This window comes from Agrobacterium bohemicum (assembly GCF_001562555.1).
Lineage (GTDB): Bacteria > Pseudomonadota > Alphaproteobacteria > Rhizobiales > Rhizobiaceae > Agrobacterium > Agrobacterium bohemicum.
The window spans coordinates 169,130-185,161 of record NZ_KQ961031.1; the positions used below are offsets into that span (position 1 = coordinate 169,130).

A 16,032-nucleotide genomic window follows, 5' to 3' on the forward strand; every position below is an offset into this window, starting at 1 on the left:
TGCGCCGCGACCGGATCAAACCTTACCCGTTTCCCAGCCCAGCATAGCGCGTTTGCGGGTTAGCCCCCAGTGGTACCCCGTCAGCGCGCCACTTTTGCCCACCGCCCGGTGGCAGGGGACGACGAAGGAGATGGGGTTGGCGCCGATGGCGGCACCGACGGCGCGGGATGCCGTGGGCTGGCCTATATCGTTGGCGACGTGGGAATAGGTGACGGCTTTGCCCAGCGGAATTTTCAGGAGGCTCTGCCAGACCCGGACCTGAAAATCTGTGCCAAGCAGAACCACCCGCAGAGGCTGTTCGCTTTTCCATTTGGCAGGATCGAAGATGCGGGATGCGTAGGGGGCGGTGGCGGTACTGTCTTCTATATAATCGGCATTGGGCCAGCGGCGCGACATGTCCTCGAAGCAGGCTTTTTCTTCACCCGCATCAGCAAAGGCGCATCCGGCCAGCCCGCGATCTGTGCTCATGATGAGCGCCAGACCGAAGGGAGACGGATGGAAACCGTAACGGATTTGCAGGCCTGCACCCTTGGCTTTCCATTCCCCCGGCGACATGGCTTCGTGGGTCACGAACAGGTCATGCAGGCGTCCGGGCCCGGACATGCCGACCTCGATGGAGGCTTCCAGCAGCGGCAACCGCTCTTGCCCCAGCAGCCGCTTGGCATGATCAAGCGTTACCGCTTGCAGAAACGCTTTTGGAGAAAGTCCGGCCCAGCGGGTGAAGGTTTTCTGCAATTGCGTAGGGGATTGCGAAAGCTTCGCCGCGATGGTTTCCAGTGATGGCTGATCGCGGTATTCCACCGTCAGAATTTCAATCACCTGCCGCACCGTCTCATAGTCAGAGCCAACGGGCGTGATGTCTTCCTTCAGCATGATATTGGCGTTCATGGCGTATCTCCTTGGTAGACACAAAACCACGGGGCTTCACCTATCTCCACCCGTTTCTTGCTCGACCAGCTAGATTTTCAACCGAACCGTCGCGAGCGCACCGCGAAACGCCTTGGCAAAACTTTCGCGATCATCCGGATTGAGGAAGGAGCCGATGTCGGTCACCCGCCCCTCACCTGAAACATGCATGGAGGTTATGCCGATATCATCACGGCGCTGAACCTGAAAACGAGCCCAGAACGGGTTGAAGCGGTGTTCTACCATGCGGCCTGCCGGGGAGAACTTGCGGATGGAGAGATTGGTGCGCGACACGACCACTTCTTCGCGTGCTTTGGCAGCCCTGTAGTTCGCGCGGAAGGCAACATAGAGCAGGAGAAAATCGAGACCCAGAAACAGCCCGATCGGCCATGCGCCTGTGACCATGAAGAAGACGCCGTAGAGAAGGCAGACGGCGCCTGTCAGAACGAGAAGAATGCGAAAACCCTTGCGCCCGAGGGAGCGATGAGGAACAAGTTCCGCTGCAAAAACCGGCTGCTCGTTTACCCTGTCCACGTTGCCGTCCTCAATAGCGCGAAACCACAGCTGACCATGACAATTGCCAAGAAGAAATCCAGCACCCAAATCCTGAAAAAGTCAAATACGACATCTCGTCGCAAGCCGGCGCGCGTCAAGACACTCTATTCGCAGGATGAACTCAAAGAGATTTTCCGCCGCTTCTCGATTCAGCGACCGGAGCCGAAGGGGGAGCTGGAACATTCCAACCCGTTCACGCTGGTGGTGGCCGTCGCGCTTTCGGCGCAGGCAACCGATGTTGGCGTCAACCGGGCAACGCGCGGCCTATTTGAGGTGGCGGATACGCCGGAAAAGATGCTGGAACTGGGTGAAGAACGGCTGATCGGCTACATCAAGACCATCGGTCTTTATCGCAACAAGGCAAAGAACGTCATCGCGCTCTCGCAGATGCTGATAGACGATTTCGGTGGCGAGGTGCCGCGCACCCGTGAAGAGCTGATCCTGCTGCCGGGTGTTGGGCGCAAAACCGCAAATGTCGTGATGTCGATGGCCTTCGGCGTTCCGACACTGGCGGTGGACACGCATGTGTTTCGCATCGCAAACCGGCTCTGTCTCGCGCCGGGGAAAACCCCGGATGAGGTCGAAGACCGCTTGGTGCGAATCATTCCAGATGAGTATCTTTTCCACGCTCATCACTGGCTGATTCTGCACGGGCGCTACTGTTGCAAGGCGCGAAAGCCGGAATGCGAGCGTTGCGTGATTGCAGATTTGTGCAAATCACCGGAAAAAACCTGTGATATTCCAGCCCCGCTGGTCGAACTACCGGCCCAGTTGACGGGTGAATGACGGATCGCGGCGGCTGATGGATTTGTGCAGATGCACCATCAGCGACGCGGCAAAAAGCGGCGTCAAAAGGTTGAGAAACGGCACGGCGAGGAAGGCCGCAATCACCAGACCGGCCATGAAAACCGTCGTGCCGTGCTTCGAGCGGAAGGCGCGCGCATCCGCAGGTGTGCGGAAGCGCATGGCCGCAAATTCGAAGAATTCCCGACCCAGCAAATAGCCGTTGACCAGAAAAAACGCGACGAGATTGACGCCGGGAACCAGAAGCAACATGAGCGCAATCAGGTTGCCTAGAATGACGATGCCGAAGAACTTCAGGGACGACGGAATGGCCTGTGACAGCGGCATGGCCGTGCCTTGCGGATCGTTGGGATAATCTTTCTTTTCAATGACTTCGGCTACATCATCCAGAAACAGACCGGCAATCACGGCGGTGACCGGCGAGATCAGCAAAGCCAGGGCGAGCGCAAGCCCGATGCCCGCAATGATGGCCAGAATAAAGCTCATCCAGCCCGCCCATTCCGGCATGCTGGGAACGAGCGAATCAAGCCATGGCAATGCAAGCCAAATGAAGATGCCACGGATGGCAAACCAGAGGCCAACAAGCACCAAAATCGTCAGCCCGAGGCACTTCCAGAACACCGACCGTGTCTCTGGAGCAAAAAGATTCCTGAAAGCATCTCGCGCTGCATCAAAAATCATTCGTTGCCTCCCTTTTGGCTGATTTACAGGCGACGCGGAATCGCTCGCAGGTGGATGTGGACATAGGGACCTACAGGATCTCCGACAAGAATCCACCGGTCTCCTGCAAAGAAAAATTTCAACCCGCCATTTTGCACTTGAAGGAAAGCAACTACTAAACTATAAAAACAAACAGGCAAAAAGTGGTATATTCTCGTCGGAGTGGGGATCAACGGGATAACACTTGGCCTTTTGTACAACCTAGTCGTCACGAATGGCAGCGGGAAATCTCGCTTGAGTACCATCGTCCGCTAAAGACAAGAAAAAGAGGCGTCGTTGGAAAAATTGCTGATCGATCTCACCCGTTCGCTCAAGACAGGTACGCCGTCTGAGCGAAGAATTGCAAAATACCTTATTGAGCACCTGGCCGAACTGCCGTTCGAAACGGCTGCAACACTGGCAGAGAAACTGAGCCTGAGCCCGATGACCGTTGGTCGTTTTCTGCGGTCACTCGGCTACAGACAGCTCAGCGATATTCGCGAACATCTGCGCGACGAATCGCACGTCTCAGAAACAGCAGCTGCAGCAGCGCAGGAAGCACCGCAGACACCGCTTTCATCGTTGATGCTGCAACAAATTCAGGCGGTCCAGGCGGTCTATGATCTGGCGGGACAGTCCGTGTGGAAAACGGCGCTCAACAACATTGCCGAAAGCAAAAAGGTATTTGTGGCTTCGTCCGCCGAAAGCTTTGGCATATGTCGCTACTTTTACACCAAGCTTCTGGAATCACGTGAGAGCGTTCACTATTTGCAGCGTGACGGCGCGACATACATCTCGCTGATGGATGAGCCCGTTGAAGGCACCCTACTGATATTGATGGACTGCGGTGGCAACCTTGCGGCTTTGCAGCGTTTGGCGAAGATGGCCATGAAGGCTGGCTACAAGACGGTGCTGATCACCACCCGGTTTTACGAGTGGGGACCTGATAGTGCGGACATCTGTCTGACCATTCCGTTGAGCCAGAATGGTGGGCATAGCATGCTGCAACTGGTGGCGATCACCGAGTTCATGCTTCACTCGCTATCACAGAAAAGCGAAACCGGACGCAAAGACCGGAACCGCCGCATAGGCGATATGCAGCGCGCGCTGAATGGCTGAATGACTGAGAGCGGCGCAAGCGCCGCTCCTTTTTGCCGTCAGATGGCTTCGAGTTCAGCGCGATGGCGGTACATGGCGAGAAAACGCTGATAGTCGCGCTCGTAACGCTGTTTGCGTTCGCCACTCGATATTGTCTCTTCACCAACAGAGTACATGGCGGCACCGGCAGCCGCGAGCCCCTTATGTACTCCGCCCGCAGAGGCCGCCGCCATGGCGGTGCCAAGCAGCACCGCATCTGCGGTGGCAGGAATGACGATGCGTTTTCCGGTGACATCGGCGTAAAGTTCCATCAGCAGCGGGTTGTGCACATGGCCGCCGGTGACGTGCAGCGTTTCAACCCTGTAGCCAAAGCCCTCCATGGCATCCAAGACGTGCCGGGCGCCAAGCGCGATGGACACAGCGGTGCGCCAGTACAGACGGCAGAGGCTGTCGAAAGACGTGTCGAGCGTCAGCCCGCTGACGACGCCACGCGCATGCGGATCGGCCAAGGGCGAGCGGTTACCGTGGAAGTCCGGCAGGACATGCAGGTGATCGGCAAAACCTTCACCTTCCGCGCGACGTAAATCCAGCACCCGTTCCACAATGCGGGCGTGGAGTGCAGATGTCGGCTCGCCGCCTGCGGCATGCATGCGCACGACGTGGTCCAAAAGCGCGCCGGTGGCCGATTGCCCGCCTTCCACCAGCCAGTGGCCAGGCAGCACCGCCTGCCAGTATGGCCCCCAGAGGCTGTGGCCGGGCATGCGTTTCGGTGTCAGCGTCACGAGGCAGCTGGACGTCCCGGCAATCAGCGCGACATTGCTGCCGACATCCGATTGCAGGCTACCGCCGAGCGCTCCGAGCGCACCCGCGTAAGCATCGATCATGCCAGCTGCGACTTCGCATTCGGTATCAAGCCCAAGTTCTTCAGCGGCTTGCGCCGAGAGCTTGCCGACGCTCTGGCCGGGCGCAACTGTTTCTGTGGGCAGGTTGCCGCGCTGGAGAAGATCGCCAATGCCTGCCAGCTCCAAATAGTCCTGGCTCCAGCCCTGCCCCTCATGCGCCAGAAAATTCCATTTGGCGGTCAGTGTGCAATTGGAACGCTTCACGCTACCGCTTGCCTTCCATGTCAGAAAGTCGGCGAGATCGAAGAAATATCCGGCTTTGGACCAGCTTTCCGGGAGATGCTTCTTCAGCCACATCAGCTTCGGCATCTGCATCTCAGGCGAAATCGATCCGCCTGCGAAATCCAGCACGGGATGGCCGGAGCTGCTTAGAAAATCTGCTTCCGCGATGGCACGATGATCCAGCCAGACGATGGTGTCGAAGCGGTCGTCGCCTGACGTGGACACCGTAACCTGCTGACCTTGCGGCCCACGAACCACCAGCGAACAGGTGGCATCAAAACCGATAGCCGCAACCGCAGTGGCCGCAATACCGGCATCGGCCATGGTCTTGCGCACGGCAATGCAGACGGCGTTCCAGATATCTGCGGAATCATGCTCTGCGTGATTTTCCTTCGGCCTCTGCATGAGAATGGGGTGGGTTGCACGCGCCATCAGCCTGCCGCTCGCATCGAAAACGCCAGCGCGAGCGCTGCCCGTGCCGACATCGACAGCAACAAGATGTTGACGCATCAAGCTAAATTCCCATCCCTTAATCGCGACCATTGCGCATGGTTGCAGACAGCACCGATACCTTTAAATCCGCGCAGTTTGATCGGCCACAAGTTGGACCAAATCCGGCATGGCGTCAAACATCAGATCAGGTTTCAGGCTGGCAATATGGTCACGAAATGCCGGGAAACGGGCATGCGAGCCGCCGGTAAAGGCAAACACCCGCATGCCAGCTGCTTTCGCAGCGGCAATTCCGGCAGGGCTGTCCTCGATGACGATGCAGTCTCTCGGCTCCACCTGCATCTGATCCGCCGCATGCAGGAAAAGATCGGGCGCTGGCTTGCCGTTTTTGACCATCGTAGCGCTGAAAATATGGGGTTCGAGCTTGTCCAGGAGGCCGGTGAGGCCCAGCGAATAACGAATGCGCTCCGGTTGGCTGGACGACGCGACGCAGCGCGGCACCGTGATGCGATCCAGCGTTTCTGCCATGCCCTCAATCGCTTTCAACTCGTCGCGAAAGCGCTGGAAGAGTTCACTGCGCATATGCTCGAGAAAGTCGATATCGGTCTCGACACCATACTCCTCCCACAACGTCGCCGTCATGCTGGTCACACTGCGACCTAGGAAGCGCTGATAGGCTTCCTCTTCGGTGATCTGGACGCCCTGATGGGCGACCATGTCGATCAGCACCGCAATCGAAACCGGCTCGCTATCCACGAGAACGCCGTCGCAATCAAAGATCAGCAGAGGCGCGTTTCCGGTTTGCATGGCACATCTCTTTTCGTCAACTGACGAGTTTGTTTTGCAGGTAAAGCTCAATCGTTTCTGCCGTACCCTTCTCCCACAGCGTCTTCAAGGCATGGGAGAAGCGTTTGCGGAACAGTTCGGATTTTGCGACATCGCCAAAGATATCGTCAAGGGCGAGAAACGCCATCGGATCGTCCTTCGCCTTGATGGCGGCAGCCTGCAGGCGCTCGGCGCTGGCATCGTTGAACACGATCTGCGCGCCGCTGTCTGATGTGCCTGCAAAATACCTGCACCAGAGCGCCGAGACCAGCGAGAGACCGACGATATCATCGCCCTTTTCAAGACGATCCGTCGTCGATGGCAGAATGAATTTGGGCTGGCGGTTGGAGCCGTCCTGAGCAAGGCGTGGGATCGTGTCGCCGATCTTGGGGTTCAGGAAGCGGCGCTCGATCAGGCCGAAATACTCGTTGAGATCGGTATCCGGCACCGGCGGAATGATCGGGATGATCTCTTCCTTCTCCAGCTTCGCCAGAAAAGCGCGGATCAGCGGATGCTCCATCGCCTCATGCACGAAGTGGATATCGAGAAGAGCTGCGGGATAGGCAATCGCCGCATGGCCACCGTTGAGGATGCGGATCTTCATATGCTCATAGGGTGCGACTTCGGGCACGAATTGCACACCGACCTTTTCCAGCGCGGGACGACCTGCGGGAAAATTGTCTTCCATGACCCATTGCTTGAACTCTTCGCAGAAGACCGGCCAGTTGTCGTCAATGCCGAAATCGTCGCGGGCGATATCGCGCTCGCGCTGACCGGTGGCAGGCGTGATGCGGTCCACCATGGAATTGGGGAAGGAGACGTTATCGCTGATCCAGTTGGCGAAATCAGGATCGGAGAGCGCAGCAAGCCCGACGACTGCGTTTTTCGTGACCTTGCCGTTGTGGGGAATGTTATCGCAGGACATGACGGTGAAGGGCTGGAGGCCTTTGTCCTTGCGGGCCTTGAGGCCAGCGACGATCAGACCGAAAACAGTCTTGGGTACCGCCGGGTTGTTGCCGTCTTCGGTAATGGCCGGATGCTGGGGATTGAACGCGCCAGAGGCGTCGATGAAATAGCCGCCTTCGGTGATCGTCATCGAGACGATGCGAATTTTCGGGTCGGCCAGCGTATCGATGATGACCGCGGTGTCGCCGATCTTGAGAATGTCGATCATCGGTCCGGTAACGCGTGCGCTGGTGCGGTTGTTATCCTGCTCCACCACGGTTGTCAGAAAATCCTGGCTCGCCAGCTTCTCGCGCATCACAGCATCTGATGGCAGAACGCCCGCGCCGACAATGGCCCAGTCGTGATCGGCGCCTGTGTTGAACAGATCGTCCAGATAGATCGCCTGATGGGCGCGATGGAAATTGCCGACGCCGAAATGCACGATGCCAGCGGAAAGGTCACTGCGCGAATAGGACGGAACAGCCGCCGTCGCTTTCGCCTGTTCAAGCGTGGCGAGCGAGAGTTTGAATGTCATATGGCCAGGCCCTTGCTGTCGAACTTGTGGATTTTGGTGTCATCGGGCGTGAGGTAGACGGTATCGCCGTGCTGGCAGGCGAACTCGCCGCCTGCGCGCGCCGTGACCATGCCGATGTCATCGACATTGATGTGGATGAAGGTGTCGGAACCCAGATGTTCGGCCACCGTGACCTTGCCCTGCCACAGACCGCTTTCCTTGGACAGCAGCAGATGTTCGGGGCGAACACCGACCGTATCGCCACCCTTTGCGGCAGCGTAGGCGCCCTTGACGAAATTCATGCGCGGCGAGCCGATGAAGCCTGCGACGAAGAGGTTGCGCGGCGTCTTGTAAAGCTCCATCGGAGAGCCGACCTGCTCGATATTGCCGCGATTGAGCACGACGATCTTGTCAGCCATGGTCATGGCTTCCACCTGATCGTGGGTGACGTAAATCATCGTCGTCTTCAGCGTGTTGTGCAGCTCGGAGATTTCCAGCCGCATGGTGCCGCGCAAGGACGCATCGAGGTTGGATAGCGGCTCATCGAACAGAAACGCCGATGGCTCGCGCACGATGGCACGACCGATGGCGACACGCTGGCGCTGGCCGCCTGAGAGTTGCGATGGGCGACGGTCGAGATAATCGGTGAGGTTCAGAACGGCTGCTGCATCATTGACCTTCTTGTCGATGACGGCCTTGTCGAGCTTGGCCATTTTGAGCGGAAAGCCGATATTGTTGCGCACACTCATATGCGGATAAAGCGCATAGGACTGAAACACCATGGCAAGCCCGCGTTCTGCCGGTGCCTTCTCGCTCACATCCTTGCCATCGATGATGATCTGCCCGCCGGTGACATCCTCAAGCCCTGCAATGAGGCGCAGCAGCGTGGACTTGCCGCAGCCGGATGGGCCAACGAAGACGACGAACTCGCCATCCTTGATATCAAGATCGATAGACGGAATGACCTTGGCTTCACCAAAGACCTTGGAAACGTTTTTAAGGGAAATGCTGCCCATTTTCTTGTTCCTTATTTCACCGCGCCAAAGGTGAGGCCGCGAACGAGTTGTTTCTGGGAAAACCAGCCAAGCACGAGGATCGGCGCAATCGCCATCATCGAGGCCGCAGACAGCTTGGCCCAGAACAGGCCCTGCGGGCTGGAGAAGGAGGCGATGAAGGCCGTGAGCGGTGCCGCATTGGTGGTGGTGAGGCGAATGGTCCAGAAGGACTCGTTCCACGCCAGAATGATGTTGAGAAGCAGTGTGGAGGCAATGCCGGGGATCGCCATCGGCGTCAGCACATAGACGATCTCGTTCCACAAGGATGCGCCATCCATGCGTGCAGCTTCGAGGATTTCGCCCGGAATTTCCCGGAAATATGTGTAGAGCATCCACACCACAATCGGCAGGTTAATGAAGGTGAGCATGATGGTGAGCCCGATGCGCGTATCCAGGAGCCCTGCATTGCGGAACAGAAGATAGATCGGCACCAGCACGGCAACGGCCGGCATCATCTTGGTGGAGAGCATCCACATCAAGATATCCTTGGTGCGCTTTGTCGGCGAAAAGGCCATGGCCCAGGCAGCCGGAATGGCGATGATGAGGGCGACGATGGTGGAGCCAACCGACAGGATCACCGAGTTCATGAAGGGCTTGAAATAATCACGCTGGGTGTTGACCGTGATGTAGTTTTCAAACGTGCCCGATGGCCAGAGGCTGAAGCCCGCAATGGCTTCCGGCTCCGTCTTTAAGGACGTGAGAAACGCATAGAGGATGGGGAAGAACAACAGAAGTGCTAAAGCCCAGGCAACAATGGTGAAGCCGATTTTGGAGCGCGTCGAGACATTACGAGCCATGATCCGTACTCCTATCGATCGAGGTTTTTGCCGACGGCGCGCATCAGGAAGATGGCGACGATATTGGCAAGGATAACGGCGATGATGCCGCCTGCGGACGCACCACCCACATCATAGCCAAGCAGCGCCGTGCGGTAGATGAGGAAGGCGAGATTGGTCGAGGCGTAGCCCGGTCCACCATTGGTGGTGACGAGAATTTCCGCGTAGACGCCAAGCAGGAAGATCGTCTGGATGAGAATGACCACGGTAATAGCGCGGGCCAGATGCGGCAACGTCAGATAAATGAAGCGGCTGAAGAAGCTCGCGCCATCCATCTCAGCGGCTTCCTTCTGCTCGCCATCCAGCGATTGAAGGGCTGTCAGCAGGATCAGCGTTGCGAAAGGCAGCCACTGCCATGCAACAATGATGACGATGGACAGCAGCGGAAACTGCGAGAACCAGTCGATCGGCTGCGCCCCGAAGAACCGGCTGAGGTCTGCCAGCACGCCGTAACCGGGATGCATGATCATGTTCTTCCACACGAGTGCGGCCACCGGTGGCATGACGAAAAACGGCGAGATGACGAGAATGCGCACGATGCCCTGCCCGAAAATGGGCTGGTCCAGCAACAGCGCAAGGCCGATGCCGCCGATGATCGTGATCAGCAGCACGCCGCCGACGATGACGAGCGTGTTCCAGATGGATTGGAAGAAGGCCGGGTCGGTGTAAAAATACTGGTAATTGAACAGGCCGGCAAAGCTGACATTGGCCGGGTTCAGCAGATTGTAATTCTGGAAAGAGAACCACAGCGTCATGGACAGTGGCACGATCATCCACACCAGAAGCATGACAACCGACGGCGCCATCATCAACCGCGCCAGATTTTTAGTGTTTTGCGTCGCCATGCGGCTCCCTCCCAATTCGGAACCGCGCGGTCAATCACGCGGAACGCTTGGCATTTTCTTGTTCTGAACGGGTAGCAATCGGTATCTGTGAAAAAGTCTGTTCAGCAAACGCGCCGCCCGGTCATCACGACCGGGCGGCTGTTTTCGGGAGGATTACTTGATGTATCCCGAGCGCGTCATTTCGCGCGTGGCTGTGGACTGGGCGCTGGCAAGCGCATCATCAACGCTGGACTGACCGGCAACCACCGCCGAGAACAGCTGACCAACCGTGGTGCCGAGCGACTGGAACTCAGGGATCGCTACGAACTGACCACCTGTGTAAGGCACAGGCTTGACCGTTGGCTTGGTGATATCGGCAGCATTCATGGCAGCAAGCGTCGGTGCTGCAAAGCCTGCGGCCTTCTGGTAGTCAGCGTTCTTGTAGAGCGAGGTACGGGTGCCAGGAGGCACGTTGGCCCAGCCATCCTTGGAGGCGACGAGCTGCGTGTATTCCTTGCTGGTTGCCCAGGCAATGAACTTTTCGGCGGCTTCAGCCTTCTGCGAGCTCTTTGGAATGGCGAGGTTCCAGGACCAGAGCCAGTTGCCATGGTTCTTCATTTCGCCCTGCGTTGGGAAGAGTGCATAGCCAACCTGATCGGCGACTTTGCTATCTTTAGGGTTCGATACGAAGGAGGCTGCAACCGTGGCGTCGATCCACATGCCGCATTTGCCCTGCTGGAACAGCGTCAGGTTTTCGTTGAAGCCGTTGGACGATGCGCCCGATGGACCGGCATCCTTCATCAGGTCAACGTAGAACTGAAGCGCGTTCTTCCATTCAGGCTGATCGAACTGTGGCTTCCAGTTTTCATCAAACCAGCGGCCGCCAAAGGAGTTGGTCAGCGCCGTGATGAAGGCCATGTTCTCGCCCCAACCGGCCTTGCCACGAAGGCACATGCCATTCACATCGGCCGTGCGGTCGGTGATCTTGCGGGCTGCATCGCCAATGAATTCCCAAGTTGGGTTTTCAGGCATCTTCAGGCCTGCTTTTTCAAACAGATCCTTGCGATACATGATCATGGCGGATTCACCGTAGAACGGTGCAGCGTAAAGCTTGCTGTCGACCGTCAGGCCACCTTTGATGGATGGCAGCATGTCTGCGACGTCATAGCCTTCGCCCAGCTTTTCAAGCGGCAGAAGCCAGCCCTGCTTGGCCCAGATCGGCACTTCGTAGTTGCCGATGGTCATGATGTCGTACTGACCGCCATTGGTAGCGATATCGGTGGTGACGCGCTCACGCAGGACGTTTTCTTCCAGCGTGACCCATTCAACCTGTATATCAGGGTTTTTGGCAGTGAATTCGGATGTCAGTCCCTGCATGCGGATCATGTCACCGTTGTTGACGGTGGCGATGGTCAGCGTTTCTGCAGAAGCGAGGCCCGAAAAGGCGAGAGCCGAGCACGCGCCCAGCAGAAGTGTCTTCAATGTCATGATCTTCCTCCCAGAAGAAGTTAGTGAGCATTCGCTTTGCTCTAGGGCAAATACTCACTTTTGGGAGACGGAAGTCAAGCACTTACCTGCGCTGCGATGCACAAGGAATAACTAACATACTGAAATAACGATGATATTTCTGCTCAATCTCTGAGCAAATATTCGGCTGAAGCCTCATCCGTTATCACGCCATTGAGCAGGCCACCGCGCAACGCGGCGAGAATGGCAGGTGATTTTTGCTTGCCCTGGGCAATACCGATCACCGTGCTTGTCTCGCGTGGTGGCAGGGGAACGGAGGCGACACGATCATTGATCGGCGTGTCGAGGATCCGGCCATCCCGGTCGAACGACCAGCCGCAAATCTCGCCCGCACCGCCTTTGGCTATGAGGTCGCGCATTTCCTGAACCTCAAGAAAGCCATCGACGCAGAGCGGCGCGTCCTCTGCCAACTGACCGACACCGACGAAGGTCACATCGGCAGCGGCACCCAGTGCGAGCGTGGAGCGGACCATGGACTGATCATGCAGCAATTCCCGCTCTTCCGCCGACGAACAGAGAACCGGCAAAGGCATGGGAAAGTGCCGCGCCTTGATGGCATCGGCCATGCTGAAGATGACGTTGTAATAGGCCGCAGAGCCATCCGGCCCGATATTGCCGGTCAGCGAGACGATGCGGTGTTGCGGGCATTCCATCGGTGGCAACTGATCGACCGCCGCTTTCAGCGTTCGGCCCGTGCCGATGGCCAGCACGATGGGGTCTGTCTTGCGCAGCCAGCGTTCGATTTCCGCCGCTCCCGCCTCGGCAATGCCGACGGTGGAGGAAACGCCAGCGGGATCGCTTGGTACGACCTCGACATATTTCAGCGAAAACCGTGCCCGCAGGGCCTCGCTTTTTTCCAGGCAAGCGGCAATGGGGTGGTCGAGCCGGACCTTGATCAGTCGTTCGGCAACCGCCAACGACACGAGGCGCTGCGCCGACTGGCGGGAAATGCTCATGGCGGCAGCGATCTCATCCTGCGTGCGACCGGCAACGTAATAGAGCCACCCGGCCCGCGCCGCGTCATCTAGCCGTCCACCTGTTTCGGATCGTTTGGCCATATGCCTGCCCTTACGTCATATTTCCACTGTGCTGACATTTTTCTAGAGCCCATGTCAAACGCGGCGAGGCACGCTCACCCCAACAATGGTCCGACCACGAAATAAAGCGTGGCTTTGGCAATGCCATAAATCACGCCGCTGACGACCGCCAGCGAGATCACCGATAGAACACCGCCGATAAGGGCAAACAGGCCGTCGCGTTCCAGAAGAGCGAAGGAAAAACAGCATATTGCGATAGCGGGCAGGATGTTGCCGAGTGGAATGGGCAGGGCCAGAATGACCGCAAGAAGCAGACAGACAAGGCCAATCAGACGCTCGCATACCGGCAAAAGAAGGACTTCCATGCGCGGCTTCAGAAGCTTCTGAACCCACAGCAGAACAGGGACGATCTTTTGAACGACGCGGGCGAAATCTTCCCGCGCCAGCGAACGATCTGAGATCATGCGTGGCAGCCAAGGACTCTTTCCTGCGAAAAGCTGGGCTGCCAAAAAGACCAGCGGCGTTCCAGTTATCGCCGATGTCCCGGGCGGTGTCGGCACGATGTTGGGCAGCGCAAAGACCAGCATCAACGCGCCGAAGGCACGATCGCCCATGGCAGACAGAAGATCGCCGACGGCAATGCGCTCACGGCTTTCATCGCTGGCAAGCCCTTGCAGAATATCGACAAGGCCGACTTTCGGCGTGGCGGGTTCCGTCAATGCCAGATCGGCATCATCGACCGAACCGGATAGAGCGGGATTGTCCGACAGGCGCAGCATAGGGTTTCAACTCCAAGATTATGGCCCCCGCTGTAACAGAGCAATGGCGGCAGCAATACGACATCTGCCTCACATTGTCGTTGTTTCGCTAACGGCGCAGTCTCGGGTCGAGCAAATCCCGCAAGCCGTCGCCCAGCAGATTGAAGCCGAGAACCGCCAGCGCGATTGCCAAGCCGGGGAGGATCGCGAGCCAGGGCGCGGCGGACAGATAGGTCTGCGATTCCCACAACATCCGGCCCCAGGTAGGTGCGGGCGGTGGCATGCCGAGACCGAGGAAGCTGAGGCCCGCTTCGGTCAGGATAGCAAGACCCAGCTGGATGCTGACCTGCACGATGATAAGGTTGGTGAGGTTCGGCAGAATGTGGGTGAAGGTAATACCGCCCCTGCTCCGCCCCAGGCTTTCCGCCGCCAACACAAAGTCCCGCGCCCATAATTGCAGAGCCGCCGCACAGGTGAGCCGAGCAAACACCGGCACCATGAAGGTGGCGATGGCGACGATGGCAGTGAAGCGGCCGGAGCCGATAAAAGCACCCAGCATCATCGCCGAAAGGATGGGTGGCAGTGCGAAGACGATATCGCAAAGACGCATGAGCAAAGCCTCGACGACACCGCGTTGCGCGGCGGCAAAAATGCCGACGAGCGTGCCGATGGTCGCGCCGATGGCAACCGCCACGACGGCGGTAGAGAGCGAATTCCACGCCCCGACCATCAGCATCGAGAGAATATCACGCCCGAACTGATCGGTACCCAACAGACCCTGCGTCAACGGCGGCTTTAACTTGGCGACGATGTGCATCTTCGTGGGTATCTGCGGTGTCCAGACGAGCGACAGCAGCGCAATGGCAACAAGAGCGCCGGTGATGATGGCACCAGTGAGAAGAGGGACACTGCGGCGATTGAAGCGTCTCATGCAGCACGCGCCCGCAACCGCGGATCAATCAGCAGATAGGCCATATCGACAAGGAAATTCATCACGATGACCAGCGCGCAGAAGAAGAGCACGACCGATTGCATGACGACGATGTCTCGCTGTGTCAGCGCCTGATAGGCGAGACGCCCGAGCCCCGGCAGGTTGAAGACGTTTTCCACCAGCACCGTACCTGCAATCAGGAACGTGAATTGCAGGCCGATCATGGTGATGACGGGAATCAGAGCATTGGGCAGAACGTGTTTCCACAAGGTCGCGGCCTCACCAATGCCCTTGGCGCGAACAGTCCGCACGAAATCCTCGCTCATCACCTCCAGCATGGCCGAGCGGCAGACCCGCGTCAGCACACTGGCTTGAGAGAAGGCAAGCGCCACCGCCGGAAGAACGAGCGCCTTCAATGCCACATCCGCACCTGCCTGCCAGCCCGGAAAGCCGCCTGCGGGCATCCAGCCGAGTGTGGTGGAGAAGAGAAGGATGAGCAAAAGCCCGACCCAGAAGCCGGGCACGGCGATGCCCGCATGGGAAAACAGACCGCACAGAAAATCGATCACGCCGCCTCTGTATCGCGCGGCCATGACACCCAACGGCAGGGCGATGAGGATGGACAGGCCGACGGCGATGAGAGCGAGTGGCAGGGTGACGGTAAGCCTGTCGAGGATGAGCCCCGCCACTGGAACGCCGTAAGTATAGGATTGCCCCAGATCGCCTCGCGCCATCGCCGCGAGCCATTGCAGGTAGCGCAGCACGAGAGGCTGATCGAGACCCATCTGCTTTTGCAATGCCGCAAGTGTATCGGGACTGGCCGAGGTGCCGAGCATGATGGCGGCGGGGTCTCCCGGTAGCAGGCCCATGACGGTGTAGATGAGGAAGGATACGGCGAGCAGGGTGAGAAGGAGGCCGAGGATGCGTTTGACGATGAGGGCGATCATGTTGAGGCCCGTATATGACGGTGGGTGGGGCTTACCCCCCTCTGTCCTGCCGGACATCTCCCCCTCATGTGGGGAGATCGGAAAGACGCGCCCTCGTCACCCAATCCGCAGCGTTCAAGGTGGCCGGAAGATCGCCGCTTATCGATCTCCCCCTTTGAGGGGGAGATGTCCGGCAGGACAGAGGGGGGTAAGCCCCA

At 58.2% G+C, this 16,032-nt stretch carries 16 protein-coding genes; 2 read left to right on the plus strand and 14 right to left on the minus strand.

The features are described 5' to 3' along the window. Window positions 1–15: 15 nt before the first annotated feature. Window positions 16–888 (minus strand): methylated-DNA--[protein]-cysteine S-methyltransferase, encoded by an 873-nt coding sequence (locus ATO67_RS15535; RefSeq protein ID WP_067651138.1) that lies wholly within the window; start codon window positions 886–888, stop codon window positions 16–18. Between the two features lie 69 nt (window positions 889–957). Further along, the gene (locus ATO67_RS15540) at window positions 958–1,440 is read right to left on the minus strand and encodes a DUF2244 domain-containing protein (RefSeq protein ID WP_103089148.1); all 483 of its coding nucleotides are present in this window, start codon (window positions 1,438–1,440) and stop codon (window positions 958–960) included. A gap of 36 nt (window positions 1,441–1,476) precedes the next feature. Here ATO67_RS15540 and nth point away from each other — a divergent pair, with 36 nt between their 5' ends. Next, complete coding sequence (gene nth / locus ATO67_RS15545) at window positions 1,477–2,247, plus strand: endonuclease III (RefSeq protein ID WP_067651141.1); 771 nt, start codon at window positions 1,477–1,479, stop codon at window positions 2,245–2,247. Here the strand turns inward: nth and ATO67_RS15550 are convergent. Continuing rightward, window positions 2,221–2,946: a sulfate transporter family protein gene (locus ATO67_RS15550; protein WP_067651144.1), complete on the minus strand. Its 726-nt coding sequence runs from the start codon at window positions 2,944–2,946 to the stop codon at window positions 2,221–2,223. The two genes, nth and ATO67_RS15550, sit on opposite strands and share 27 nt — an antisense overlap. A 315-nt stretch (window positions 2,947–3,261) precedes the next feature. On the opposite strand from ATO67_RS15550, the gene ATO67_RS15555 reads away from it, so the two are divergent. After that, window positions 3,262–4,083 (plus strand): MurR/RpiR family transcriptional regulator, encoded by an 822-nt coding sequence (locus ATO67_RS15555; RefSeq protein ID WP_173645945.1) that lies wholly within the window; start codon window positions 3,262–3,264, stop codon window positions 4,081–4,083. Window positions 4,084–4,121: 38 nt separating this feature from the next. Here ATO67_RS15555 and ATO67_RS15560 read toward each other — a convergent pair whose 3' ends face one another. From ATO67_RS15560 to ATO67_RS15610, 11 genes are all read right to left on the minus strand, one after another. After that, entirely contained in the window at window positions 4,122–5,696 is a 1,575-nt protein-coding gene (locus ATO67_RS15560; protein WP_067651147.1) for an FGGY-family carbohydrate kinase, read from the minus strand. A gap of 63 nt (window positions 5,697–5,759) precedes the next feature. Beyond that, window positions 5,760–6,443, minus strand: a complete 684-nt coding sequence (locus ATO67_RS15565) for an HAD family hydrolase (protein ID WP_067651150.1) — start codon at window positions 6,441–6,443, stop codon at window positions 5,760–5,762. 16 nt (window positions 6,444–6,459) lie between these two features. Next, window positions 6,460–7,941, minus strand: coding sequence for a mannitol dehydrogenase family protein (locus tag ATO67_RS15570; RefSeq protein ID WP_067651153.1), 1,482 nt, complete (start codon window positions 7,939–7,941; stop codon window positions 6,460–6,462). Then, window positions 7,938–8,936: an ABC transporter ATP-binding protein gene (locus ATO67_RS15575; RefSeq protein ID WP_067651156.1), complete on the minus strand. Its 999-nt coding sequence runs from the start codon at window positions 8,934–8,936 to the stop codon at window positions 7,938–7,940. Before ATO67_RS15575 ends, ATO67_RS15570 begins: the two co-directional genes overlap by 4 nt. Before the next feature lie 11 nt (window positions 8,937–8,947). Beyond that, on the minus strand, window positions 8,948–9,772 hold the full coding sequence (locus tag ATO67_RS15580) for a carbohydrate ABC transporter permease (protein WP_067651158.1): 825 nt from the start codon (window positions 9,770–9,772) through the stop codon (window positions 8,948–8,950). A gap of 11 nt (window positions 9,773–9,783) precedes the next feature. Beyond that, window positions 9,784–10,656 (minus strand): carbohydrate ABC transporter permease, encoded by an 873-nt coding sequence (locus ATO67_RS15585; protein WP_042617676.1) that lies wholly within the window; start codon window positions 10,654–10,656, stop codon window positions 9,784–9,786. A 153-nt stretch (window positions 10,657–10,809) separates the two neighbouring features. After that, the gene (locus ATO67_RS15590; protein WP_067651161.1) at window positions 10,810–12,123 is read right to left on the minus strand and encodes an ABC transporter substrate-binding protein; all 1,314 of its coding nucleotides are present in this window, start codon (window positions 12,121–12,123) and stop codon (window positions 10,810–10,812) included. 143 nt (window positions 12,124–12,266) lie between these two features. After that, window positions 12,267–13,220 (minus strand): sugar-binding transcriptional regulator, encoded by a 954-nt coding sequence (locus ATO67_RS15595; protein WP_067651164.1) that lies wholly within the window; start codon window positions 13,218–13,220, stop codon window positions 12,267–12,269. Between the two features lie 74 nt (window positions 13,221–13,294). Further along, window positions 13,295–13,978: an exopolysaccharide biosynthesis protein gene (locus ATO67_RS15600; protein ID WP_067651166.1), complete on the minus strand. Its 684-nt coding sequence runs from the start codon at window positions 13,976–13,978 to the stop codon at window positions 13,295–13,297. Window positions 13,979–14,066: 88 nt separating this feature from the next. After that, window positions 14,067–14,888: an ABC transporter permease gene (locus ATO67_RS15605; protein ID WP_067651169.1), complete on the minus strand. Its 822-nt coding sequence runs from the start codon at window positions 14,886–14,888 to the stop codon at window positions 14,067–14,069. Next, window positions 14,885–15,835: an ABC transporter permease gene (locus ATO67_RS15610; protein ID WP_067651404.1), complete on the minus strand. Its 951-nt coding sequence runs from the start codon at window positions 15,833–15,835 to the stop codon at window positions 14,885–14,887. The genes ATO67_RS15605 and ATO67_RS15610 overlap by 4 nt, the downstream gene beginning before the upstream one ends. Between the last annotated feature and the right edge of the window lie 197 nt (window positions 15,836–16,032).